The organism is Pseudomonas sp. KnCO4 (assembly GCF_045344305.1).
GTDB lineage: Bacteria > Pseudomonadota > Gammaproteobacteria > Pseudomonadales > Pseudomonadaceae > Aquipseudomonas > Aquipseudomonas anuradhapurensis.
The window spans coordinates 4,371,758-4,396,652 of the sequence record NZ_CP174199.1 but is presented as its reverse complement, the minus strand read 5'-3'; the positions used below and the strand labels follow the sequence as shown (position 1 = coordinate 4,396,652).

19 protein-coding genes and 1 pseudogene are annotated in these 24,895 nt (G+C 62.6%); 8 read left to right on the top strand and 12 right to left on the bottom strand.

Going from position 1 to position 24,895, the window contains the following annotated elements; genetic code table 11:
* Positions 1-27 precede the first annotated feature (27 nt).
* Together ACJA3S_RS20355 and ACJA3S_RS20350 are read right to left on the bottom strand one after the other, a co-directional pair.
* Entirely contained in the window at positions 28-1,410 is a 1,383-nt protein-coding gene (locus ACJA3S_RS20355; RefSeq protein WP_406819788.1) for a heavy metal sensor histidine kinase, read from the bottom strand.
* Positions 1,407-2,079, bottom strand: a pseudogene (locus ACJA3S_RS20350) (heavy metal response regulator transcription factor). The gene ACJA3S_RS20355 and the pseudogene ACJA3S_RS20350 overlap by 4 nt, the downstream one beginning before the upstream one ends.
* A 340-nt stretch (positions 2,080-2,419) precedes the next feature.
* On the opposite strand from ACJA3S_RS20350, the gene ACJA3S_RS20345 reads away from it, so the two are divergent.
* Positions 2,420-2,617 (top strand): hypothetical protein, encoded by a 198-nt coding sequence (locus ACJA3S_RS20345; RefSeq protein ID WP_406819787.1) that lies wholly within the window; start codon positions 2,420-2,422, stop codon positions 2,615-2,617.
* 67 nt (positions 2,618-2,684) lie between these two features.
* Here ACJA3S_RS20345 and cmoB read toward each other — a convergent pair whose 3' ends face one another.
* Both cmoB and cmoA read right to left on the bottom strand, forming a co-directional pair.
* A complete protein-coding gene (gene cmoB / locus ACJA3S_RS20340) occupies positions 2,685-3,641 on the bottom strand; it encodes a tRNA 5-methoxyuridine(34)/uridine 5-oxyacetic acid(34) synthase CmoB (RefSeq protein ID WP_170032030.1) in 957 nt (318 codons plus the stop codon).
* Entirely contained in the window at positions 3,638-4,381 is a 744-nt protein-coding gene (cmoA, locus tag ACJA3S_RS20335) for a carboxy-S-adenosyl-L-methionine synthase CmoA (RefSeq protein ID WP_406819786.1), read from the bottom strand. The genes cmoB and cmoA overlap by 4 nt, the downstream gene beginning before the upstream one ends.
* Positions 4,382-4,595: 214 nt before the next feature.
* Here cmoA and ACJA3S_RS20330 point away from each other — a divergent pair, with 214 nt between their 5' ends.
* Together ACJA3S_RS20330 and ACJA3S_RS20325 are read left to right on the top strand one after the other, a co-directional pair.
* A complete protein-coding gene (locus ACJA3S_RS20330) occupies positions 4,596-5,786 on the top strand; it encodes an alpha-xenorhabdolysin family binary toxin subunit A (RefSeq protein ID WP_406819785.1) in 1,191 nt (396 codons plus the stop codon).
* Position 5,787: 1 nt separating this feature from the next.
* Positions 5,788-6,723, top strand: coding sequence for an alpha-xenorhabdolysin family binary toxin subunit B (locus ACJA3S_RS20325; RefSeq protein WP_406819784.1), 936 nt, complete (start codon positions 5,788-5,790; stop codon positions 6,721-6,723).
* A gap of 4 nt (positions 6,724-6,727) precedes the next feature.
* On the opposite strand, the gene ACJA3S_RS20320 is transcribed toward ACJA3S_RS20325, so the two are convergent.
* The 5 genes from ACJA3S_RS20320 to ACJA3S_RS20300 form a co-directional block, all read right to left on the bottom strand.
* Positions 6,728-7,120, bottom strand: coding sequence for a protease inhibitor I42 family protein (locus tag ACJA3S_RS20320; RefSeq protein WP_406819783.1), 393 nt, complete (start codon positions 7,118-7,120; stop codon positions 6,728-6,730).
* Between the two features lie 108 nt (positions 7,121-7,228).
* Entirely contained in the window at positions 7,229-9,649 is a 2,421-nt protein-coding gene (lon, locus tag ACJA3S_RS20315; protein ID WP_406819782.1) for an endopeptidase La, read from the bottom strand.
* 142 nt (positions 9,650-9,791) lie between these two features.
* Complete coding sequence (locus ACJA3S_RS20310) at positions 9,792-12,203, bottom strand: glucose/quinate/shikimate family membrane-bound PQQ-dependent dehydrogenase (protein ID WP_406819781.1); 2,412 nt, start codon at positions 12,201-12,203, stop codon at positions 9,792-9,794.
* 30 nt (positions 12,204-12,233) lie between these two features.
* Positions 12,234-13,568 carry a carbohydrate porin gene (locus tag ACJA3S_RS20305; RefSeq protein ID WP_406819780.1) on the bottom strand — a complete coding sequence of 445 codons (1,335 nt, stop codon included), beginning with the start codon at positions 13,566-13,568 and terminating at the stop codon, positions 12,234-12,236.
* Between the two features lie 259 nt (positions 13,569-13,827).
* Positions 13,828-15,876, bottom strand: a complete 2,049-nt coding sequence (locus ACJA3S_RS20300; RefSeq protein ID WP_406819779.1) for a TonB-dependent receptor — start codon at positions 15,874-15,876, stop codon at positions 13,828-13,830.
* Positions 15,877-16,041: 165 nt separating this feature from the next.
* Between ACJA3S_RS20300 and ACJA3S_RS20295 the strand changes: the two genes are divergently transcribed.
* Together ACJA3S_RS20295 and ACJA3S_RS20290 are read left to right on the top strand one after the other, a co-directional pair.
* Positions 16,042-16,263, top strand: a complete 222-nt coding sequence (locus ACJA3S_RS20295; RefSeq protein ID WP_133332077.1) for a VF530 family DNA-binding protein — start codon at positions 16,042-16,044, stop codon at positions 16,261-16,263.
* 1 nt (position 16,264) lies between these two features.
* Positions 16,265-16,906, top strand: a complete 642-nt coding sequence (locus tag ACJA3S_RS20290) for a Pr6Pr family membrane protein (RefSeq protein WP_406819778.1) — start codon at positions 16,265-16,267, stop codon at positions 16,904-16,906.
* Between the two features lie 107 nt (positions 16,907-17,013).
* On the opposite strand, the gene ACJA3S_RS20285 is transcribed toward ACJA3S_RS20290, so the two are convergent.
* The 3 genes from ACJA3S_RS20285 to ACJA3S_RS20275 form a co-directional block, all read right to left on the bottom strand.
* Positions 17,014-17,772 carry a siderophore-interacting protein gene (locus tag ACJA3S_RS20285; RefSeq protein WP_406819777.1) on the bottom strand — a complete coding sequence of 253 codons (759 nt, stop codon included), beginning with the start codon at positions 17,770-17,772 and terminating at the stop codon, positions 17,014-17,016.
* Positions 17,765-18,310: a PadR family transcriptional regulator gene (locus tag ACJA3S_RS20280; RefSeq protein WP_406819776.1), complete on the bottom strand. Its 546-nt coding sequence runs from the start codon at positions 18,308-18,310 to the stop codon at positions 17,765-17,767. Before ACJA3S_RS20280 ends, ACJA3S_RS20285 begins: the two co-directional genes overlap by 8 nt.
* 89 nt (positions 18,311-18,399) lie before the next feature.
* Positions 18,400-21,549 (bottom strand): transglycosylase domain-containing protein, encoded by a 3,150-nt coding sequence (locus ACJA3S_RS20275; protein WP_406819774.1) that lies wholly within the window; start codon positions 21,547-21,549, stop codon positions 18,400-18,402.
* 391 nt (positions 21,550-21,940) lie between these two features.
* Here ACJA3S_RS20275 and ACJA3S_RS20270 point away from each other — a divergent pair, with 391 nt between their 5' ends.
* From ACJA3S_RS20270 to ACJA3S_RS20260, 3 genes are all read left to right on the top strand, one after another.
* On the top strand, positions 21,941-23,356 hold the full coding sequence (locus ACJA3S_RS20270; protein WP_406819773.1) for an amino acid permease: 1,416 nt from the start codon (positions 21,941-21,943) through the stop codon (positions 23,354-23,356).
* A gap of 189 nt (positions 23,357-23,545) precedes the next feature.
* Positions 23,546-23,914 carry a GtrA family protein gene (locus tag ACJA3S_RS20265; protein ID WP_406819772.1) on the top strand — a complete coding sequence of 123 codons (369 nt, stop codon included), beginning with the start codon at positions 23,546-23,548 and terminating at the stop codon, positions 23,912-23,914.
* The gene (locus ACJA3S_RS20260; protein ID WP_406819771.1) at positions 23,899-24,861 is read left to right on the top strand and encodes a glycosyltransferase family 2 protein; all 963 of its coding nucleotides are present in this window, start codon (positions 23,899-23,901) and stop codon (positions 24,859-24,861) included. Before ACJA3S_RS20265 ends, ACJA3S_RS20260 begins: the two co-directional genes overlap by 16 nt.
* Positions 24,862-24,895 lie beyond the last annotated feature (34 nt).

Sequence of the window (24,895 nt, the reverse complement as noted above, 5' to 3'; positions counted from 1 at the left end):
GGCGCAGAGGCCAGCACGGCCAGCCGATCATTCGGCAGGAAACATCAGGATAAAGCGGGTAGGCCCCATGGGGCTGCTGCTGACCTCGACCCGCCCGCCATGCAGCTGCATGATCGACTTCACGATCGCCAGCCCCAGCCCTGTTCCGCCTTCCAGCCGCGAGCGCCCCGAGCCAACCCGATAAAACCGCTCGAACAGGTGCGGCAGGTGTGCTGCGGCAATGCCAGGCCCCTGGTTCTCCACCGCCAGCCGAACTTCCCTACCCAGCCGCTCGATGCGGATTGCCACGGGCGTGCCATCGGGGCAGTGACGAATGGCATTGCTCAACAGGTTCGACAATGCCCGTTGGAACATCAGCCGATCCGTCATCGCCGTGCCCCAGCCCTGCACGCGCAGTTCAACCTCTTTCAGCTCGGCGCTGAAGGCGAACAGTTCGACTACCCGCGCTGTTTCGTCGGCCAGGGCCATGGGCTTGAGCGCGACCTGGGCCTGGGGCTGGCTGACCTGGGCGAGAAACAGCATGTCGTTGATGATGCGGTTGAGCCGGGTCAGTTCTTCAACGCTGTCTTCCAGCACTTCGCGGTAATTGGCGTTGTCCCGTTCCCGCGCCAGGGTCACTTGCGCCTTGCCCATCAGGTTGCCTATCGGGGTGCGCAGTTCATGGGCCAGGTCGTCGGAAAACTGCGACAGCTGGCTCACGCCCTGGTCGAGACGGTCGAGCATCACGTTGATGCCGGCGGCCAGTTCTGCCAGTTCCAGCGGCAGACCGCTGGCAGGCAGGCGGTGCTGCAGGTCCTGGGCCGACACTTGCCCGGCAATTCGCCGAAACTGCCGCAACGGCTTCAGGCCACGCTGCATGAGCCACCAGGCACCCGCGCCGATCAGCAACAGCAGCAGCGGCAGCACGAACAGGGTGGAATGCAGGTAGGCTTGCAGCAGGGCGTTATCGTCGGCCCGGTTGAGCGTCATCATCACCTTGACCGGGGTGTCGTCGCGCAGGCGCATCAGGCGGGTCGCGGTGAGCAACTGGTTGCCGTTGCTGTCGCGCCAGGTGTGGAAGGCCAGGCGCGTGCCGGTACGCAGCTCGCCCATGCGCGATTCCAGGGCCGGGCCGAGGCTCAGCAGGTGCGGGTGGCGGCCCTCGATGGCCAGCACGCTGAGGCTGAGGTTGTCATGCCCCATCACCAGGTCGAGCAGCGGATGGGCGCGGGTGCCCAGGTCTTGGTTGCGCAGGTCGACGCGCAAATTGTGCTCGACCTGCAGCATCTTGCGCGTCAGGTCCTTGCGCGCGCGGCTGTCCAGCTCGTGATCCAGGGCGAACACGGCCAGGCAGGCCAGCAGCAACACCAGCGCGGCGCCCATCAGCGTCACGCCCAGGCCCAGGCGCAATGACAGGCTGGCGTTGTTCAAAAGCGTGCCTCGAGTACGTAGCCGACACCCCGCAGGGTGTGGATCAGCTTGTTGTCGAACGGGTCGTCGATCTTCGCTCGCAGGCGGCGAATGGAAACCTCGACCACGTTGGTGTCGCAATCGAAGTTCATGTCCCACACCAGTGAGATGATCTGGGTGCGCGAAAGCACCTCGCCTCTGGCGCATCAGCAGGTGCAGCAGGGCGAATTCCTTGGCGGTCAGGTCGATACGCTGCCCGGCGCGGTAGGCGCGGTGGCGGCCGGGGTCCAGCTCCAGGTCGGCGACGCGCAGGGTGCTGGGCTGCAGTTGCTGGTCGTTGCGCCGTAGCAGGCTGCGAATGCGCGCCAGCAGTTCCGGGAACTCGAAGGGTTTGAGCAGGTAATCGTCAGCGCCGAGGTCCAGGCCCTTGACCCGGTCTGCCAGGCGACCGTGGGCCGTTAGCATCATGATCCGTGTGGCCGATTCGGCACGCAGCCGCTGCAATACGGTCCAGCCATCGAGTTCGGGCAGGTTGACGTCGAGGATGACCAGGTCGTAAGGCTGCTGGCGGGCCAGGTGCAGGCCGTCAGTGCCGGTGTGGGCGCAGTCGACCACGTAGCCGTTTTCGCGCAGGCCCTGTTGCAGATAGTCGGCAGTACGCAGTTCGTCCTCGATGATCAGTAAGCGCATGGGAGGCTCGATTGGTTGAAAGGGGGCGATTCTCGACCCTGTAGTGACATCAGGGTCAAGGCGCAGGATGTTACGGCATGCTCAGGGAAACGCGGCGCAGATAACGGATTTGTAATGCGCGTGTTATCTGCCTGTCTGTTTCCGCCTCCTCGCCGACAAGCCAGTGCCTACAGGTGCTGCACAGGGCTTGAGGTTGACGCGATGGGGTGGGGGAAACTGGCTTGCCCGCGGAGCAGGCAACGCAAGCCACATTGCAAGACTGTAATCTCAGCCTCACCTTGCCGTTAGCTCCCCCTCGCTACGATGGCCCTGTCTGATCGGTTATCACGAGGCAACCACGATGAACCTGACCAAGTACCTACTGTTGGCCATCCTTGCCATGGGCAGTGCGACTGTCTACGCCGAAGGCGGTGCGGAACGCTCCATGCAGTTCTGGCAAGCGTTTCGCGAGGACCAGCAGCGCTTGCATGACAAGCAGCAGGCTGTTGTCGAGCGCGAGCGCAAAGAGCAGCAGGCCCGCGAGCTGGCCAAGGACTGAAGCAACGGCACCCGCGACGTGACAGCTCCCCGCCGCAGGGTATTCAGGCGCCAACCCGGCGCCTTTTTTATTTACGCGCCAGCAGGGTGGCGCGGCGAGGGGCTGGCAGCCCTTCGATGGTCTTGCCGTGGTCGCTCGGGTCGAGGAAGTCGCTGAGGGACTGATAGCGCATCCACTCGGTGCTGCGCTGTTCCTCGACACTGGTCACGCTGACATCGACGCAGCGTACATCGTTGAAGCCGGCCCGGCGCAACCAACGCTCCAGGGCCGGTACCGACGGCAGGAACCAGACGTTGCGCATCTGTGCGTAGCGGTCTTCCGGCACCAGCACCTGGTTCTCGTCGCCCTCGATCACCAAGGTTTCCAGCACCAGTTCTCCGCCCTTGACCAGGCAATCCTTGAGCGCCAGCAGGTGCTCGATGGGCGAGCGACGGTGGTAGAACACCCCCATCGAGAACACTGTGTCGAAGCCTTCGAGGTTGGCCGGCAGGTCTTCCAGGGCGAACGGCAGGTGCCAGGCGGGCAACTCCGGCAGGTATTGCTGGACGGCCTGGAACTGGCAGAAGAACAGCCAGTTGGGGTCGACGCCAATGACCATGTCGGCGCCGGCACCGAGCATGCGCCACTGGTAGTAGCCATTGCCGCAGCCCACGTCGAGCACGCGCTTGCCCTTGAGGTCCAGGTGCGGGCCGACCCGGGACCATTTCCAGTCGGAACGCCATTCGGTATCCACATGCACGCCGAACAGGTCGAACGGCCCCTTGCGCCAGGGCGACAGCCCCATCAGCGCCTGGCGCATCTGCGCGCGGGTCGCGTCGTCGCACTCGCAGTCCAGGCGCAGCCCATTGACCAGGTCGATTTCACTTGGCTGCAAGGTGGGCAAGGCATCGAGTGCACCGCGCCAGCGGTCGAGGTCACCGTGGCCCTTCTCCAGCTTGGCTTCCAGTTGTGCTTGCAGGCCTTGCGACCAGGAAGCCAGGGGCGTGCCCGCCAGGCGGCGGACGAGGGGGGACAGATCGATCATGGCAGGGCTATCAACGAGGCGAAGTTAAGGCATTGGAACCAGGGCACCACTTTCGAGAAGCCGGCGGCGCGCAGCCGTTGTTGATGGGCTTCGAGGGTATCGGGGCGCATCACGTTCTCAATGGCGCTGCGTTTCTGGGCGATTTCCAGTTCGCTGTAGCCGTTGGCGCGCTTGAAGTCCAGGTGCAGTTCATTGAGCAGGTGCTGCTCTTGCTCATCGGCGAAGCGCAGCTTCTCCGAAAGGATCAGCGCGCCGCCAGGCAGCAGCGCCTGGCGGATGCGGCCCAGCAACGCCAGGCGCTGGTCGGGGGCGATGAACTGCAGGGTGAAGTTCATCGCCACCACCGAGGCGGGTTCGAACGGCAGGGCCAGGATATCGGCCTCCAGCACTTGCACCGGCAGCAGCTCCTGGAACATCGAGTCCTGGGCGGTGAGGTACTGGCGGCAGCGTTCGACCATGGCCGCGGAATTGTCCACGGCAATCACCCGGCAGCCGTCGCTGCGCACATGGCGCCGTAATGACTGGGTGACCGCACCCAGCGACGCACCCAGGTCGTACAGCGCGGTGTGCGGCTGGGCGAAGCGCGCGGCTAGCACGCCGAGGTTCTCGACAATGGTCGGGTAGCCCGGTACCGAGCGCTTGATCATGTCCGGGAACACCCGCACCACGTCCTCGTTGAAGACGAAGTCAGGCACTTGCTCCAGGCGCTGGGCGAAAAGGCGGTCGGGTTGTTTGCTCACGGCGGGCTCGATACAGGGTGAAACGGAGGCGCATTTTAGCCAATGGCGGCAATTCTTGCTATGGCAGCGCTTCATCGGCGGCGCCGCTCTGCCGACGTCAGTGAACTTTCCCACAGCATCAGATTATCTCGGCTAATGAGTTCGCTTCAATAAGCTCCGACACTGGCAGGGTAACTTCAAATTGCAAGTTTTAAACGAGCGTAATGAGGATCTGATGAATATCGAAACTCGGATGGAACAACCTTCCATAGATGAAATGGACCTGGTTGCCAAAGTAAAAAAGTTGCCGGAGCGCTATTTCCAGTTTCTTGAAAGCAGAGCGGGTGCCGGCCAGCAAGTCGGCAGCCTGCTGACAGCGGAAAACCTGAAGGTCATAAAACGATACGCCAATACCGTGAACCTGTTGCCGCGCACCGTGGATCAGGTCAGGGAGGAAGCGGATTACGAGACGCTGGGCCTGGATGCCTCACTGGTGCATGCCCTTTACGAGGCGTTGCACAGGCATGTGGACGAGTGGGACAAGCTGGAACGCAGCATCAAGCAACTAGGGCCTGAAATCGAGCTGTTTGCCGAGAGCCTGGTGGAGCGTGGCCATGCCTTGCTGGAGAGTCTTGAACGCAGTGAAGTGTTTTTGGCATTGCGCGATCGCAAGGACGAGCAGGGCGACGATCCCTATGCGCTTGAACTCAGCCGCGACGAGCAAGCACAGATCGCCACTATCCTGACGCCCGGTATCAGCGGCCTGGTCAGGGAAATCGAAGCTACCCAACGCCGAATTGAAGATGTCGACAGGCGTGCCCACTGGTTCAACGCTGAAATCAAGCGCGAACTCAAGCCGCGCATGGGGCGGCTGTTGAAACACTTCTCGGATAAGATTTCCGATGATGTCGTGCTGGAAAAACGCAAGCAGATCGACCTGTGGGATGAACAGATCGACCAACTGCAAGGCGAATACGACGCGTATGTAGGCTATGCATTCACCGGCTTGGTGCTAGGCCCGATCGGACTGGTCATCACCGGTGGCGTGTTTGGCAGCAAGGCGGAAACAATCCGCGCCGAAAAGAATCAACTGATCGAAAAGCGCGACGAGCTGGCATGCCTTATCGGCAAGATGGTTCCTGCGCTGGAAGACTACGAGCGTGTCTCGACCCTGGTCAGGGACCTGCAATTCAGATGCAAGGACCTGTCTTCCGCGACCAGGCGTCTGGCAGACGTCTGGTTGTTCCTGGCGTCCTATGCCAGCAGTTCGGTGAACGAAGCCAAAGAGCTGAGCTCGATCCATCAGCTTGATACGTTTGTTCATGATTTTGCCGAAGTTATCAAGCCATGGGCCAAGATAGGCAATATCTGCCATAGGCTGTCGGAGCTGTTCGATGAACTGATTGAAGAGTATGGAGAAGCCTGATATGGATGTTGTCAATGCTGATGCGCTCACCCCAGATTTTATAAAAATGCAGAATTTGCAGGATGAGATATTCCAGCTGATAGAAACCTGGGATATGAAAGTGCTCGCAGGTGCGCGTGAACAACTTGGCCAGCTTCGTACATTGATGCTGACCGTCGAACGCTCTTTCAAGGAAGTCCTGATTGGCGCGATCGTATTATTGGAGGACCGTGACTTCCTCGCGAGCCAGCAAGGCGCCAATACCCATTACAAACTTTCCGGCGTACTGAGTCGCTTGTCCCAGCTTTATACGGAATTGACCAGGCAGAACCAGCGACTGGAGCTGTTCCCGTTGTCGTCGTTCGAGGAGGCACTCCCAGAGCTGCAACGCCGAGCCGCCAGCAAACAGCAACAGGCGGTGATATTCAGCCAGCGGCTGGCGGCGCTCCGGCAACAGAAGGCAGACATCGTGCAGGCAATCGAGGTGTTCGATAAACCCGCCCTTGCCTCTGTGCTGAAAGGCCAGATACCAAGCGAAGAGGAAATCGACCAGATCCTCGGTTTGATTTCGGACCCCAAGATCGACACCGGGCTGGTGAAGCTGGTGACGCAGAAACTTGGCAAGCACGCCGACGCGTTGCAGGGGGTAAAAACCTTCAGCGACCTCAGTGCAGCGCGTGTCAGGCTCGATACGAAAATCGAAGTCGCGCTCAGTGATCAACTGCAGGCGCAGCACCTGCACCAAGCTACCCAAATGGAACTGGAGGCCATGACCGCTTTGTGCGCTATATGCCCGCTACGCAATGAGTGGCTGGCGGAACTGCGCAAAGTCGAGCAGGAATGCCATGCTCAGACTTCCAGGCTCAGCGAGAGCATGGACCTGACGGTCGCGACGGTCGCGCTACAAGAGCTCTACGCGTATTTGAAAACGGTGCACATGGCCTACGATCGCAGTTGATTCTTCAGCGGACAATGACCTTGCAATCGAAGTTCTGTATCGGGGCGACATCTGCAGCCCACGGCTGCTGGTAGACCAATACCAGTTGGGCCTCCCCGGCGCTGTTGGCCTGGTAGCGCCAGGTGGAGACGCCGGCGCTGCCGACCACATCCTCTTCTTCAGGGGCGCTGTACACCTCCGGGCCGAGGCTGCGCAGCACGTTGGCAGCGGGGTTTTCGACCCGCCAGCGATAGCCGGTGGAGGGATTGCTGGGCAGGGTCAGGGTCAGGGTCTGGCCCACCTGCAGGTGCGTCGGGCATTCGCTTTCGGCGTCCAGTGCGACGGGCTGGGTGGTCTGCTGGGCACAGGCAGAAAGCACGGCGAAGCTCAGGGGAACGAGCAGACGGGGGGCGATCATGTTGGCTCCGGAGGCTGGTGATGGACTGAGGATAACCGATGATCGAGGAGATTTGTGTTGCTGGCAGCGGCCTCTTCGCGGTAAGACCCGCAAAGAGGCCGGGGCAGTTCAGAACAGCACTTTTGCCACGTCGGCGAAGCGCTTGGCGAAATGCACCGTGAGGCCTTCACGCAAGTAGTCCGGCAGCTCTTCGAAGTCACCCCGGTTAGGCTCCGGCAGGATCAGCTCGAAGATCTTCTGCCGCCGCGCCGCAATCACCTTCTCGCGCACCCCGCCAATTGGAAGCACTTGCCCGGTCAGCGTCAGCTCGCCGGTCATGGCCACGCCTTTCTTCGGTGCCTGGTCACGGGCCAGCGACAGCAAGGCACTGGCCATGGTGATGCCGGCACTCGGGCCATCCTTGGGGGTAGCCCCTTCAGGCACGTGCAGGTGGATGAACGCTTCGTTGAAGAAGCCCGGGTCACCGCCAAACTGCTTGAGGTTGGAACTGACGTAGCTATAAGCGATTTCGGCGGACTCCTTCATCACGTCACCCAGTTTGCCGGTCAGCTTGAAACCGCGGTTGAGCGTGTGAATACGGGTGGCTTCGATCGGCAGCGTGGCCCCCCCCATGCTGGTCCAGGCCAACCCGGTGATCACGCCTTTGCCAGCCAGCACCTGCTCGCTACGGAACACTGGCATGCCGAGCGCACCTTCCAGGTCCTTGGTACCGATCTTCAGCTTGGCCTCGGGGTTTTCCAGCAGCTTGACCACTGCCTTGCGCACTAGCTTGCCCAGTTGCTTCTCCAGCTGGCGTACACCGGCCTCGCGGGCATAGCCTTCGATGACCGCGCGCAGGGCGCTGTCGCTGATGGCGAGGCTGGTCTTGGCCACACCAGCCTTGTCCAGTTGCTTGGGCCACAGGTGGCGCTTGGCTATCGCCAGCTTCTCCTCGGTGATATAGCCGGACAGGCGAATCACCTCCATGCGGTCGAGCAACGGCCCCGGAATCGAGTCGAGGGTGTTGGCGGTGCACACGAACAGCACCTTGGACAGGTCCAGGCGCAGGTCGAGATAGTGGTCGAGGAAGTCGACGTTCTGCTCCGGGTCGAGGGTTTCCAGCAGTGCCGACGCCGGGTCGCCCTGGTAGCTCTGGCCCATCTTGTCGATTTCATCGAGCATGATCACCGGGTTCATCACTTCGACGTCTTTCAGCGCCTGTACCAGCTTGCCAGGTTGTGCACCGATATAGGTGCGGCGGTGGCCCTTGATCTCGGCTTCGTCGCGCATGCCGCCCACGCTGAAACGGTAGAACGGCCGGCCGAGCGATTCGGCGATGGACTTGCCGATACTGGTCTTGCCCACCCCGGGCGGGCCCACCAGCAGCACGATCGAGCCGCTGATCTCACCTTTCCAGGCCCCCACGGCAAGAAATTCGAGGATGCGCTCCTTGATGTCGTCGAGGCCGGCGTGGTGCTGGTCAAGGACCTTGCGCGCGTGCTTGAGGTCGAGCTTGTCCTTGCCGTATACGCCCCAGGGCAAGGCGGTGGCCCAGTCCAGATAGTTGCGGGTGACGGCGTATTCGGGCGAGCCGGTTTCGAGGATGGCCAACTTGCCCATTTCTTCATCGATGCGCCGGCGAGCCTGGTCCGGCAAGGTCTTGCCCTCCAGGCGCTGTTCGAACTGTTCGAGGTCGGCGCTACGGTCGTCCTTGGTCAGGCCCAGCTCCTGCTGGATGACCTTGAGTTGCTCCTTGAGGAAGAACTCGCGCTGGTGTTCGCCGATCTGCCGGTTGACCTCGGCCGAGATCTCGTTCTGCAGGCGCGCGACCTCGACTTCCTTGCGCAGCATCGGCAGGACCTTTTCCATGCGTTTGAGCATGGGCACGCAGTCGAGCACTTCCTGCAGCTGGCTGCCGGTGGCGGAGGTGAGCGCGGCGGCGAAGTCGGTAAGCGGCGACGGATCGTTGGGGCTGAAGCGGTTGAGGTAGTTCTTCAGCTCTTCGCTGTACAGCGGGTTGAGCGGCAGCAGCTCCTTGATCGCGTTGATCAGCGCCATGCCGTAGGCCTTGACCTCGTCGGTCGGCTCGGCGGGTTGGCGCGGGTATTCGACCTCGACCAGGTAGGGCGGGCGGTGGTGCTTGAGCCAGGTGCGGATGCGTACCCGGCTCAAGCCCTGGGCGACGAACTGCAGTTTGCCGTTCTCGCGGCTGGCATGGTGCACCTTCACCAGCGTGCCGTACTCCGGCAGGGCCGAGGTGTCGAAATGGCGGTGGTCTTCTGGCGGGGTGTCCATGAAGAACAGGGCCAGGCAATGGTCTGGCGACTTGGCCACCAGGTCGAGGGTTTCGGCCCAGGGCTCTTCATTGACGATGACCGGCAATACCTGGGCCGGGAAGAACGGGCGATTGTGGATCGGAATCACGTAGACCTTGTCCGGCAGCTGCTGGCCGGGCAGGGCGAGGGCGTGGCCGGTTTCGGCCTGGTGAGTGGTGTGTTCGACTTCGCTGTGTTCGTCGGGATGTTCCGGGAAATCCTGCTGGTCGCTCATGGGGCACCTGCGTAAATGACTATGGTGCTTAGATGGGGCGGGAAAGAAGGGGTTTCAAGCTTCAAGCGTCACGCTTGCCGGGGCAAGAAAAAAGCGGGACCGTGCAGGCCCCGCTTTCGTTCGTCGCTTGCCGCTTGGAAGCTTAGTCGGCGAGTTTGTAAGCGATGATGTAATCGCCCATGCGGGTGCCCAGCGAGCCATGCCCGCCAGCGGTCACCAGCACGTACTGCTTGCCATCCTTGCCGGTGTAGGTCATCGGCGTGGCCTGGCCACCCGCTGGCAGGCGGGCTTTCCACAGCTCCTTGCCGTTGTTCACGTCATAGGCGCGCAGGTACTGGTCGAGGGTACCGCTGAGGAAGCCGACGCCACCGGCGGTGACGATCGAGCCGCCCATGCTCGGCACGCCCACCGGCAGGCCGATCGGTACCGGGGTGCTGTCGCGGGTGGTGCCGTTCTTGTGCTTCCACACCACCTTGTTGGTGAACAGGTCGATCGCGGCGACATAGCCCCAGGCCGGAGCCTGGCACGGTACGCCCAACGGCGACATGAACGGGTGCATGATCACTGCGTAAGGGGCGCCGGTGTTCGGCTGCACGCCGCTGGTCTCGCTTTCGCGCTTGCTGCCTGCGGCCACTTGCTCACGCGGGACCATCTTCGACACGAAGGCCATGTAGTTGGGCGAGGTGAACAGCAGCTGGCGTACCGGGTCGACCGACACGCTGCCCCAGTTGAACACGCCGACGTTACCGGGATAGACCAGCGACCCTTGCTCGGACGGCGGGGTGTACTGGCCTTCGTAACGCAGCTCGCGGAACTGGATGCGGCACAGCATCTGGTCGAACGGCGTGGCGCCCCACATCGCCTGCTCGGTCAGCTCAGGGCCGAGCAGGTTGAGGTCGGAGCGGGCCTGGGTCGGCGAGGTGTGGTCGCCCTTGACCGCGCCCTGCGGGGTGGGGATTTCACGGATCGGCACGATCGGCGTACCGTCGCGACGGTCGAGCACGTACAGGCTGCCTTGTTTGGTCGGCACGATGATCGCCGGTTTCACGCCGTCATCGGTCTTCAGGTGAACCAGGGTCGGCTGGCTACCGACGTCCATGTCCCACAGGTCGTGATGGGTGAACTGGTAGTTCCAGCGAGCCTTGCCGGTGGCCAGGTCCAGGGCGACCACGCCGGCGCTGTACTTCTCGGCGCCCGGGGTGCGGTTGGCGCCCCACTGGTCCGGGGTCTGGTTGCCCAGCGGCAGGTAGATCATGCCGAGGTCTTCGTCGACGCTGGCAATCGACCACATGTTCGCCGAATTGCGGCTGTACAGCTTGCCGGGGGCCAGTGGTTGGGTGTCGTCCGGGTTGTTGCTGTCCCAGTTCCACACCAGGTGGCCATCATGCACATCGTAGGCGCGGATCACGCCGGACGGCTCGTTGGTCGACTCGTTGTCGGTGACGTGGCCACCGATGATTACCAGGTCGCGGGTGACTGCGGCCGGCGAAGTGGAGTAGTAACCGCCAGCGGTGAACGGGCCGATGCCGGTGGTCAGGTCGATCGCGCCCTGGTTGGCGAAGCCTTCACAGACCTTGCCGTTGTCGGCGTTGATGGCAATCAGGCGGGCGTCGGCGGTGGGCAGGTACAGGCGGCGTGGGCAGGCCTGGGCCACGGCCTGGCCGGCGTCGGAGATCTTCGGCGCCGGGCTGCCGTCGCGGCTGACATAGCGGTTTTCGTCATAGTACGAAACGCCACGGCAGGTCATGTGGGCAAAGCCCTTGAAGGTGCCGACCGGGCTCTTCACCTGCGGGTCGTAGCGCCAGATTTCCGCGCCGGTGTCCGGGTCCAGGGCCAGCAGGCGGCTGTGCGCGGTGCAGGCGTAGAGCATGCCGTTGACCTTCAGCGGGGTGTTCTGGTTGGTCAGCTCCACCGGGTCGTTTTCGGTTGGCAGGTCACCGGTGCGAATGCGCCAGGCCTCTTCCAGGCGGTAGGCGTTCTGCGGGGTGATCTGGCGCAGCGGCGAATAACGGTCGCCATGCTCGGTACGGCCATAGGCTTGCCATTCGCCGTCGGGCATCGCTGGTGCGGCGCTGGCCATTTCGCTGCTGTCGCGGCCCAGTTCGCCGAACACCTCACCCGGGTGGGTGAACTGGCTGGCCAGGGCGCAAGCGCCGGAAGCGACCACCGCAACGCTGAGCAGCGCGGTGTTGGCCTTGCTGGCCGGGCCGATCAGCGGGCGTCGTGCCCATGGCAGCAGCAGCACTACGCCGATGGCAAACCAGATGGCCAGACGCGGCACCAATTGCCACCAGTCCAGGCCCACTTCGAGCAGGGCCCACACGGTGCTGCCCAGCAGTACCAGGCCGTACAGACCCAGGGCGATGCGGCGCTGGGCCAGCAGCAGGATGCCCGCCAGGGCAAAGCCGATACCGGCGATCAGGTAGTACAGCGATCCGCCCAGCTGGCTCAGCTTGATGCCGCCGGCCAGCAGGGCCAGGCCCATCAGCAACAGCAGCGCGCCCATCAGGCGCGGTAGCCAGCGGCTTCCAGTGTTGGCACCTTCAGTGCTCATCTCAGGTTCTCCGTCAGGTCAAAAAAGGGGTTAGAAACTGCTCTGGATCTTCAGGCCGCCGACCAGTGCGTCATCGACCTGCGACACCCCGCCCGGGTGGCGGATGTACTGCAGGTTGGGGCGTACCGTGAGCCAGTCGGCCAGGTGGATGCCGTAGTACAGTTCGGCGCTGTACTCGGTGTCCTGTACCGGCAGGAAACCGGAGTTGTCGTAGTCATCGAGGCCGGCGGCCTGGTTGGCCAGGCGGGCGTTCTTGCGGTAGCCCGGGTTGACGTGCACGCGCGCGAGGGCGAAACCGATGTCGTCCTTGGCGCGGGCGTCGAAGGGCCCTTTGAATACCAGTCCAGCCTGCACATAGTTGTCGATGGCATTGGTCTTCTTGTCGTGAACCGTGGCATTGGCGAACAGGCTCAGGCCACGCGACTGGTCGGACGCCAGCGAAGTCACCTGCTGCTGCGCACCGAGCCACACGCCGTGCTTGCTCGAGCTGCTGCGGTAGGCGGCGCCGCTGAGCGCTGCCGGCTGGCCGTTGTTGTCCTTGAGAACATCCTGTGCCTTGGCATTACTGTAGTAGTAGCCGGCGCGATATTCCCCTTTAAGGCCATTGACCCGTGGGCTCCACACCAGTTCGATCGGCATCACCGCACCCTGGGTGCCGCTACCGCTGAGCTTGAAGCCGTTGCCCGATTCGAGGTTGGAGGGGTTCTGCTCGAACACCCCGACCTGGGCATAGAGGGCGTCGCTGAGGTTGTAGCGCACGCGCAGCGCCCACTGGCTGACCGGCCAGTTGTACCAGATGCCACCGACCCAGTTGCCCACCTGCGAACCGCAGAAGGCCAGGTTCTGGAAGTCGCAGGGGAAGCTGTTGAAGTCCTCGCCTTCGCCGAAACGGCCGAATTTAACGTCCAGCGCGCCGTCGAAGTATTTCTGCTTGATCCACATCTGGGTCAGCCGCCAGGTTTCGCCACGGCCCCAGACCTCCTGGGCCGAGGTGAAACCGCCGACGCGCGGGTCGTTGATGCGGTCGTTGCTGATGTTGTCGCCGTGGCGCTCGGTAATGGTCAGCTGGAATTCGCTGTCGTGCCAGCCAAGGATCTTCTCCAGGTCCAGGTGGCTGCCGAAGGTGAACTGGTCGCTATAGCGTGCGGTGCGATCGTGGTCGTAGCCGCCGTGCAGGTTGCTGCCCATCTCGCCGGTGTAGCCGAGGGTGAAGTCGTAGCCTTTGTCCAGCAGTTCGCTGCGGGTGCCGCCCCAATCGCCGAGCATCCATGGGGAGTCGCTGGCGAACATTTGACTGGCGCCGGCGGGGGTCGCCAGGGCGCTGAGGGCAAGGCCGATGTAACAGGTTTTGGGCAGTTGCAACATGAGATAGCGCTATCTTCTGATTATTGAATAAACGGCAAGCGCATCGAAGGGCAGGGGCCCTCGATGGAAATGGCGACAGGATTGGTTCAATGAAGCGTTTCAGCTTGCGGCGCGGAGGATATAGGGGAAGTTGCAAGAAAAAAAGACAAATTGTCGCAGTGGATTATTCTCCAACAGGTAACAATTAGCTGCTCAGGCGGCTGCTCTACAGCCAAACGCTGGCTTGCTGGCGATCGGGGCGCAACGCGCCCCCGCTATTTCAGAAGCTGGTACGCAGCCCGACTTCCACGCTACGCCCAGGTGCCGGTGCGATATCGCGCAGGATCGAGCTGGCATAGCGCACGGTCTGGTCGGTCAGGTTCTCGCCGCGTACGAACGCCAGCCACTGGCTCTGGCCAATGTCGAAGCGGTAACCGACGCTCGCCCCTAACGTGGTGTAGCCATCGGTGCTGGTTTCGTTGGCCGGCTTGCGGTGCTGCGCGGCAGCGTGCTGTACATCGACCCGCGCCTGCCAGCGATCCAGTTCCCAGACCAGGCCGCTGTTCAGGCGCAGCGGGGCGATGCGTGGCAGCGGCTCGCCACTGTCGAGGTTTTTCGCCCGTGTGTAGTCGCCCGACAGTTCCAGGGCGAAGCTGCCGTAACGGTTTTCTACCAGCTGCCAGCGGTCCTGGGCTTCGATGCCATAGAAGCGTGCGCGTACGCCCTGGTACTGGTATTCCGGGAAACCGTCGTGGTCATGATCGTGGTCGTGGCCATCCTCGTCATGATCGTGGTCATGCCCGCCCTCGCGCAGGTTACCGGTGCCGATCAGGCCGATATAGTTGCGGAAGTGGCTGTAGAACACCCCGACGCTACCCTTGTGGGTACCATTGTCGAAGCGCAGTGCCAGGTCTGTGGAGATGGCCTTTTCCTTGTTCAGGCCGGCATCGCCGACTTCAAAGGCACCGGTGGCCACGTGGGCGCCATTGGCATACAGCTCGTAGAAGGTCGGGGCACGCTCGGTGTAGCCAAGGCTGGCGGCCAGCGACCAGACCGGGTCGAGCTGGTACACCGCCCCTGAAGACAGGCTGAACGCGTTGAAGCTGCTGGCGCTGTCGGCCTCGGCGAAGTTTTCGTTGCCCTTGCCGTCCGGGTCCACGCGGGTATGTTCCAGGCGTGCACCCAGGCTCAGGTTCAGGCGCTCGGTCGCTTGCCACTGCTCCAGCATGAACAGCGCCAGGCTGTCGGTGTCGGTGTGCGGGACGAAGGCCTCCTCACCCAGGGCCGAGAACTGGTTGCGGCTGAGCTGTGCGCCGATCACGCCTTCCACTGGCCCGAGCGGCTGGTGACGGGCTTCGACGCGGGCCTCATAGCCCTTGTTCCTGAAGGTGGTATGAACTTCGCCTTGTTCAATTTCCCGGTGCTCGTAATCGGTGTAGCCGGCATCGACCTTGACTGAAGTAAACGGGCCGTCCAGGTCACGCAATTCAGAAGCGAAGGCGTAATGGTCCTGCTTCATGTCCAGGCGCACGCCGGGCTCGGCCACGGAGCCATAGTTGCTGTCGTAGCGGCTGTACGACAGGCCGGTGTAACCGTGTTGCCAATGGTAGGCCCCGCCCAGCGCACCGCCCTCCTGGCGACCGTCGCTGTTTTCCAGGCGGTGCTTGCTGCCCGGCTCGTCGGCGTCGCGGACCTTGGCACTGCGGGCATAACCAGGGATTCGCAGGTCGTTGAACTGGCGGCTGTTGGCATCCAGGTGCAGGGCGAAGGCACCGTTGCCAGTCTCCAGTTTGCCGGCGCTGCTGCGGGTGGTGTCGGCGCCGCCGTAACGCAGTTCACCGGCACCATGGATGCCGTCGATGGGAGCGTCCGGAATGCGATTGTCGAACGTGTTGACCACGCCGCCGATTGCGTTACCCCCGTAGAGCAGGGCGGCCGGACCGCGAACGATCTCGACCCGGTCGACGGTGACCGGGTCCAGCGGCACGGCATGGTCGTAGGACAGCGACGAAGCATCCAGGGCGCCGACGCCATTGCGCAGGATGCGAATGCGATCGCCATCCAGGCCACGGATGATCGGGCGGCTGGCGCCTGGGCCAAACCAGGTAGAGGCGACACCGGGCTGTTTGTTCAGGGTTTCGCCGAGGCTGCCGTGCTGCTGTTGCAGCAGGTCGTCGCCTTCCAGCACGGTAGTGGGAGTCGCCAGCTGGCGGTTACCCAGTGGATTGGCGGTGATGACCTGAGGTTCGAGTTCCACGGCCTGGCTGGGCGAGGCGGTCAGCCAGAGTGCGACGGCAAGGGGCGAGAGGCGAAGCGGTGTGTACAGCATGGGGATGGGGCGTTCCTTGGCAGGTGCTCATGTAATGTTACAACATAACATATTCATTCCAGCACAAAGTTTGCCTGCCTGGCCAGCGGTTTATCTGTTGATACGGCTGATCCCACCCACCGCTACACTCGTGTAAGGTGCGCATCTTTCCTACGGAGCACTGGCATGAGCACGGCCCAACACAACGCGCTGCACGGCAAGACCCTTGAGCAGATCCTCACTGAACTGGTGGCGCACTACCAATGGCAGGGCCTGGCCGAGCGCGTCGATGTGCGTTGTTTCAAGAGCAACCCGAGCATCAAGTCGAGCCTGACCTTCCTGCGCAAGACGCCATGGGCGCGGGAAAAGGTGGAGCAGCTGTACGTGAAACTGCAGCGCAACGCCTGAGATGCCCCGCCGTCCCTGGTTGACCGGCATCGCCGTGCTGGGCTGGTTCGGCCTGACCGTGCAGGTGTACCTGGTACTGCTGGCGCGTTGGCAGGAACAGGCCAGCCTGATTGGCGGCCTGATCAACGTATTCAGCTACTTTACCGTATTGACCAATACCCTGGCGGCGACGGTGCTGAGTTATGCGGCGTTTGGTCGGGACGGGGCTGGCAAGCGCTTCTTTCTCTCGCCGTCAGTAAGTTCGGCGGTGGCCACCAGCATCGTGCTGGTGGCGCTGGCCTACAGTGTGTTACTGCGCCATCTGTGGCAACCGCAGGGCTGGCAGTGGCTGGCGGACGAGTTGCTGCACGATGTCATGCCGGTGCTGTTTGCCTTGTACTGGTGGGTCGAAACGCCCAAGGGTACGCTGCGGCTATGGCACCTGCCGGCGTGGGCGCTGTACCCGATGGTGTATTTCGCCTATGCGCTATGGCGGGGCAGCGAGATTGGTGTGTATGCCTACCCATTCATCGACGTGGCAAGCCTGGGATACGCGCAAGTGTTGCGTAATGCCCTGGGGGTGCTGGCGGGATTCTGGGGGATCGGGCTGGTGCTGCTGGGGCTGGATAGGTGGGCTACGAGACGTTTACGTGTTCAATTGTAGGAGCGGCCTCGTGTCGCGATGGGGCGCATAGCGGCCCCTGTCTCCAACTTCGCCGTTGATGTTGCCGAGGGCCGCTTTGCGACCCCTTTCGCGACACACGGCCGCTCCTACGAGTCCGCAGTCCCATCGGCACGCCAGTAGGCTGCGGCTTTCAGCGCATTTTCCGGCAGCCCCTTTTCCAGCAACAGCGCCTTGGCCTGGCGGGTGAGGGCTTTTTCCAGTGCCACCCAGCCGTACAGGCGGCCTTGCGGCAAGCTCAGGTTCTGCACCAGGGCCAGCAGGTCTTCCTGGTGCCGACGTACCCAGATCACCTCCACCTGTGCCTTGCTCGGCAGCGGCTGGCGTTCCTGTTCGTCTTCGATCTGGATGATCGCCAGCACCTGGCGGCCTGGGGGTAATTCCTCCAACCGGCGGCCAATGGCCGGGATGGCGGTTTCGTCGCCGATCAGCACGTAGCTGTCGAAGATATCCGGTACTACCATCGACGCCCGCGGCCCGGCGATGTGCAGGGTTTGCCCAGGTGTGGCCTGTGCAGCCCAGGTGGAGGCAGGGCCATCGCCGTGCAATACGAAATCGATGTCCAGTTCGTTGGCCACCAGGTCGACGCGCCGTGGCGTGTACTCGCGCATGGTCGGCCGTGCGCCCCCGTCTTTGCCCAGGTTGCCGGTCTCGAGGGTCTGCTGCTGCTCGGGCGTTTCAGCGAATAACAGCTTGATATGGTCGTCGCTGCCCACACTGGTGAAACCTTGCAGCTCGGCCCCGCCCAAGGTGATGCGGCGCATGCGCGGGGTCAGCTCGGTGACCCGCACCACCTGCAGGCGGCGTTGGCGGATCTCATGGTTGACGCGGTGAATGGTGTCATTCATGGGGTGTCTCCCTGACGGGCTCGGTCGGCCCGGAAGCGATGGCCTTGGCGGCATGATTGAGCAGATCGCGGACCCGCTCGATTTCTTCCGGGGTCCAGCGGCCACTGTGCATGTGCAGTGCGTGGCGCAAGTTGCCGACCGCTTCATGGATTTCTGGCGGGCGGTCGTGGCCGCGCAGGGCCCGTTTGCTGACCTCGATGCGCATGCGCACGCCGTCCAGGGCGACGGCCTGTTCGGCCAGGGCGGTGCGGCCGGCATCGGTGATGACATAGAGGCGTTTGCTGCCCTGCGCCTGGCCGCTGATCAGTTCAGCCTCTTCGAGGAAATTCAGCGTGGGGTAGATAACCCCGGGGCTGGGGCTGTAGCTGCCGTCGAACAGGTTCTCGATCTGGCGGATCAGGTCGTAGCCATGGCCGGGTTGTTCGGCGAGCAAAGCCAGCATCAGCAGCTTGAGGTCGCCGGGGGCGAATACGCGTGGGCCGCGTTCGCCACGGCCAGGGCGCCGCTCGAAGGGGTCGTGGGGGGGATGTTCGCGCATGGGGACAAGTCTCCGTCGTTTGCGATATATCGTAAGATATTACTCAAGATATATCTAAAGACAAGTCCACAATTGCAGGTGATTATCATCTAGTTTTTTGATGGGTCCTCTATCGATTTACCGGCCTGCGCCGCCATCTGTGGCGGTTTGCACTCATTCGGATTGCCCGGTTGCAGGTAGGGCATGAGGATCGGGGCCATGCCCTTGAGCACTTGCACCGGTAGCGCCGAGGTGAAGGTGAAGGCTTCCGCCGAGCGCCCAGGTACGAACGCGGTCAAGGTGCCGAAGTGGTTGTCACCCAGGAAGAACACGAAGGTAGCGGTACGGTTCAACGAGCGTGAGCCGATCAGGCGGCCACCGGCGCCGAAGCTTTCGATGCGGTTGTCGCCGGTACCGGTCTTGCCGCCCATGACCAGTGGCGTGCCATCCTGCAGCTTGAAACTGCCGGAAATACGCCGCGCAGTGCCCGCATCCACCACTTGCGACATGGCGCCCTTGAGTGCACGTGCCACCTCGACCGGCAGAATCCGCACGCCGCGGTCCGGGTCGCTGACCAGTTTGGTCTCGTACGGCGTGTTGGCGGCGAAATGCAGGGTGTCGATGCGCAAGGTCGGCAGGCGCACGCCGTCGTTCTGGATGATCCCAACCAGTTCCGAGAGGGCGGCGGGGCGGTCGCCCGAGCTACCGATGGCGGTGGCCAGCGAGGGCACCAGGTGGTCGAATGGATAGCCCACACGCTTCCAACGCTGGTGAATGTCGAGGAACGCTTCGATCTCGACCATGGTACGAATGCGGCTGTCCCGCGCGCCCTGGTGGCGGCTCTTGAACAACCAGCCGTATACCTCCTGGCGTTCGAAGCGGCTGGCGTTGACCATTTCGCTCAAGGTCGAGCTGGGGTTCTTCAGCAGGTAACCGAGCAGCCACAGGTCCAGCGGGTGGACCTTGGCGATGTAGCCCTGGTCCGGCAGGTCGTACTTGCCGGGCCCGTAGGCGTCGTACATCTCCGACAGCCGGCCGTCGGTCAGTTTGCCCAGGGCAACCTTGTCACCCTTGAGGTGGGCGCGGACGAAGGCGTTGAAGGTTTCCTGCCCGGCCTCGGGGAACAGGTAGCGGTGCACCGCCGCCAGCCGTTGCGGGGTCACGCGCATGCTGTCAAGGAAGGTGTCCAGGCGCTGCTGCGAGGTCTTGCGCTGGTATTTCTTCCAGAAGCGCATCAGGTAGTTGGTGCCTTCCTTGTCGGCGAAGCGGGCCAGGTATTCCTGGCGGCGCGGGTCGCTGTCGTCCTTGAGCAACGGCAGGCGGTTGTACGGCTGCTGGTAGGTGACGTAGCGCACCAGGTCGCGCATCAGGCGGATGAACGGCAGGTTGATCGACTCTCGCAAGGCGTCCTTGAGGGTTGGGTTGCGGTTGTTGTCCTCCTTGCGGAAGTTGTTGAACACATGCATGCCGCCGCCGGTGAAGAAGGCCTCGCCGGTGTTGGCCGAATACTTGCGCTCCAGCGCGGCATCGAGCATGGCGTCAAGGCTCTGGTTCTTGCTGTTCTGCGCAAGCCATTCCAGCGACCATTGGGTGATGCGGTCGAGTTCGGCGACTTCGACTTTCTTCAGCTCGGCGGCAGGCTTGCCGGCATATTTGTCGTGCAGCTCGGCGATGATTTCCAGGTAGGTGGTGAGCACCCGCAGTTTGGCGGTGGAGCCCAGCTCCAGCTTGCTGCCTTCGTTGATGTCGAAGGGCTGGTCGGTGCTGTCGGTTTGCACGCGTACCCGCGAGCCATCGGCGGTGCGCTCGAACAAGGTAAAGCTGTAGCTCACCTGGTCGGTGGTCTTGGCCGTCAGCAAGCGCTCGCCGATCAGGCCCATTTGCGCAGCGAACGCCGGGTCGGCAAGGTTTTTCAGGTACTGGCTGACTTGCACCTGGAGGTCGGCCTGCAGGGTGCTGGTGGCCGACAGGTCGAGGCGGTCGAGGTCGTACAGCGGGCGGTTGAGCATCGCCGCCAGGCGGTTGCGCGCCAGGCTGATGCCCTTGTTGGTGACGATCGGCACGATGGTCGGTTGCGCCACCCAGTCGCGGTACACCGCCTTGCTGGCCAGCGCGGCGTTGGCCAGCGGCTGCTCGATGACCTTGTTGGCGGCCAGCACGCGAATGTGCGCATCGGTCAGCTCCGCCAGTTCGACCCGCCCCTTGGACAGGTAGTGCGAGGGGCGACGCTGGGCAATCATCAGTGACAGCACCTGGCGCAGGGCCAGGCCGCGCGTGGCCATGCTTTCGGGGTCGCTGGCGGTGGCGGTCAGGGCCTGGTTGACCTGGTCGAAATCGGCGCCGTACCAAACCCGCAGGCCTTCGGCCATGCCGTGCACCTCGCCATGCCCGGGCACGGCCGACAGCGGCACGCTGTTGAGGTAGTCACGCACGATACGCTGGCGTGCCTCGGTGGTGTCGGGGCCGCCCTGGTAGGCGCGCACGCTGGCAGAAATCATCTGGCGGATCTTTTCGGCGCCCGACACCGTCAGGCCATCCGGTGAATGCCGGTACTTTTCCAGCTGCGTGGCCAGGGTACTGCCGCCCGCAGACTGGCCGGGCAGGGCCAGGTACTTGGCCACCTGGCTGTAGGCCGCCTTGGCGAAGCGCGGCCAGTCCACGGCCGGGTTGTTGCGTGGGTCCTTGGTGTCGAGCAGGTCGCGGTTCTCGATGAACAACAGGCTGTTGACCATCACTGGCGGGATCGATGCGAAGTCCGGATACAGGTGTTGCGGGTACTTGTACTGGTACAGCATGTCGCCGCGGCAGTCGGTAATCGACAGCCCCGCCTGGATTTTCTCGATGTAGGGGGCAAACAGCCCATGCTCGACATAATTCATCAGCGCCGGCGAGAAGCGCACCTGCTCGCTGATCAGGTAGTCGCGCTTGAGCAGGCGCGGCAGGAATTCACCCAGGGCGCTGTAGCCCAGGCGTTTGTCGAACGGCCCCTCACCGGGGTAGATGATGGCATCGCTGGGGCCTGGCTGCAGCGAGTAGGTGAGGGTGGTGGCCAGCTTGCTGAATTCCCGCGATTGCAGGTTGGAGGTGCGGAACTCGTCATACGCAGCGAAGCCGATGGCCACCAGCGCCACCAGCAGGATGAGGATGATCAGCCGCCACCACAGCCGACGTTGACGGGGTGATTCGGGTTGTGGCGTCTCGGCCGGAGGTAGGTCGGGTGCTTCCGTTCTGGTTGGTTCCGATTGCCACAGTGCGCCCATAGTCTTCTATCCGGCCAAGTATTTTCGTCTTGCTTGTCTGAAGCTTAGACGTTGAGCGGGGCAGGTGAAAAATTTGTAGGGAGCCGAGAAAAGTGCCGCGGGGCTATGCGGCTTTGGTGTGGGTTTCTTCGTCCGGCGATGTTGCTATGGTGCCGCTGCGGTTTTCACGGCCGCTGCGTAGGCCCGGAAAACTCGCTGATTATTCCGCTATATACAGCGACAATCCCTGCAACGGTGTTCCTATACTGCTTGCCCCTTCGCCCAGCCGGACGCTCTATTCCGGCGCTCGGACCGGCCCACGAGGCCAGTTCGGCAAGCCGACGCCAGGTCTATCGGCCTGGCCGATGCTGCACGAAGGTCAAATCCAATAACAAAACGAGGTTGTATTGCTATGCCAGTCGGCAACCATCCTGCCCACGGCCAGGCCATTGAAGGCGGCCCGCTCAAGCGTGAACTGGGCGAACGACATATCCGCCTGATGGCGCTGGGCGCCTGTATCGGTGTCGGTCTTTTCCTCGGTTCGGCCAAGGCCATCGAAATGGCCGGCCCGGCCATCATGCTGTCCTACATCATCGGTGGCCTGGCCATCCTGGTGATCATGCGCGCCCTTGGCGAAATGGCCGTGCACAATCCTGTCGCTGGCTCGTTCAGCCGCTACGCCCAAGACTACCTCGGCCCGCTGGCGGGCTTCCTGACCGGCTGGAACTACTGGTTCCTGTGGCTGGTGACCTGTGTTGCGGAGATTACCGCGGTAGCCATCTACATGGGCATCTGGTTCCCCGACGTACCGCGCTGGATCTGGGCCCTGGCGGCACTGGGCAGCATGGGCGCGGTCAACCTGGTGGCGGTGAAGGCGTTCGGTGAGTTCGAGTTCTGGTTCGCCCTGATCAAGATCGTCACCATCATCGCCATGGTCCTTGGTGGCATTGGCATCATTGCCTTCGGCCTGGGCAATGACGGCGTAGCGGTGGGTATCTCCAACCTGTGGAGCAACGGCGGCTTCATGCCCAACGGCGTCACTGGCGTGCTGATGTCGCTGCAGATGGTAATGTTCGCCTACCTGGGCGTGGAAATGATCGGCTTGACCGCGGGTGAAGCACGCAACCCGCAGAAGACTATTCCGCACGCCATCGGCTCGGTGTTCTGGCGCATCCTGCTGTTCTACGTCGGTGCGCTGTTCGTGATCCTGTCGATCTACCCCTGGAACGAAATCGGCAGCCAGGGCAGCCCGTTCGTAATGACCTTCGAGCGCCTCGGTATCAAGACCGCCGCCGGCATCATCAACTTCGTGGTGATTACCGCCGCGCTGTCCTCGTGCAACGGCGGCATCTTCAGCACCGGGCGCATGCTCTACAGCCTGGCACAGAACGGCCAGGCCCCGGCAGCCTTCGCCCGCACCTCGAAGAACGGCGTGCCGCGCAATGCGCTGCTGCTGTCGATCGGCGCGCTGCTGCTGGGCGTGCTGGCCAACTATCTGGTGCCGGAGAAGGTCTTTGTCTGGGTCACTTCGATCGCCACCTTCGGCGCAATCTGGACCTGGGTGATGATCCTCCTCGCGCAACTGAAGTTCCGCGCCGGCCTCAGCAGCGCCGAACGCAAGGCACTGAAGTACCGCATGTGGCTGTGGCCGCTGAGCTCCTACCTGGCGCTGGCCTTCCTGGTGCTGGTGGTCGGCCTGATGGCGTACTTCGAAGATACCCGCGTGGCGCTGTATATCGGCCCGGCGTTCCTGGTCCTGCTGACGGTGCTGTATTACACGTTCCGCCTGGCTCCGCGTGACAAGCAAGCAGCAGCCACTGCTGCCTGACAACGACGTCCCGCTCACACGACAACGCCTGGCACGAGGGGTTGCCCGCGTGCCAGGCACGTTGGTCACCAGCTTGCCAGGCGACGTCAGCGTGCGTTGACTCGCTGCGTCAACTGGCATTTTTGTCAGTAGTGCGCCGTTCTGGCTTCATCTAAGTTGGCCTTCAGTCCAAACGTGAAGGCCTGAGCCATGGCTGCGTTTTTCAAGTACCTGCTGGTGGGCGTGTGCAACACCGCTATCCATGCAGCAGTGTTCATCAGCATGCTGGCGCTTGGCGGCGATCAGGCCGTGAGCAACCTGGTCGCCTTCACCGTGGCGCTGTCATTTTCGTTTCTGGCCAATGCCAGGTTCACCTTCCGGGTACCCCTGTCACTGTCGCGCTACCTGTGGTTCGTGGCAGGGATGGGCAGCCTCAGCGTGTCGTTGGGCTATCTCGGCGATCGTCTCGGCTGGCAGCCAATGGTTACGGTCATGCTGTTCTCTTTGCTCAGCCTGGTGCTGGGCTTCCTGTTCTCGCGATGGGTCTTCAGGGAAAAGCGCGGATGGATATTTCGCTGATCGTGCCGGTATTCAATGAAGAAAAGGCGATCAGGCCGTTCTATGACGCCGTTCGCCAGGCGCTGGCCAATGAAGCCGATCAGGTCGAACTGGTTTTCATCAATGATGGCAGCCAGGACGGGACCGAACGGCAGATTCGCCAACTGATCGCGGGTGACCCTGATGTTTCACTGATCGACTTGTCACGCAACTTCGGCAAGGAAGCCGCGCTGTTCGCCGGGCTGGATCAAGCCAATGGCGATGCCGTCATTCCAATCGACGTCGACTTGCAGGATCCGATCGAAGTCATTCCACAGCTGATCGAACAATGGCGGGCAGGCTTCGATGTGGTACTTGCCAAACGCCGTGACCGCTCGTGCGACAGCTACTTGAAGCGTTTTACCGCAGCGATTTTCCACTTCCTGCTGAACCGCATATCGCAGATTCGCATCGAGGAAAATGTCGGTGACTTTCGCTTGCTCGACCGTAAAGTCGTGGACGTGATCAGGTCGATGCCCGAGCAGCAACTATTCATGAAAGGCGTGTTGTCCTGGCCTGGGTTCAGCACCGCAGTGGTCGAGTACGAACGTTGTTCGCGAACGGAAGGGAAAAGCCGTTTCAATGGTTGGAAACTGTGGAATCTGGCGCTGGACGGGATTACCTCGTTCAGTACCGTGCCATTGCGACTGTGGACTTATGTCGGGGGGATGGTTGCATTGCTTGCGCTGGCTTCGGCGGCATACCAGGTGCTGGAAAACTGGCTGTTTGGCAGCCCCGTGCCGGGATACCCATCATCGATGACTGCCATTCTTTTCCTCGGCGGCGTACAACTGATCGGCATCGGCGTGTTGGGTGAGTACATCGGGCGCATCTACATGGAGTCCAAGCATCGGCCGCGCTACGTTATCCGCGCCGTGGCGGGTCGCCGTAGAACGCAACAGGAGCGGCCGGTATGCAAGGGGAATTGATATACCAAGCCTGCCGTTGCCGTGCGCCCGCGGC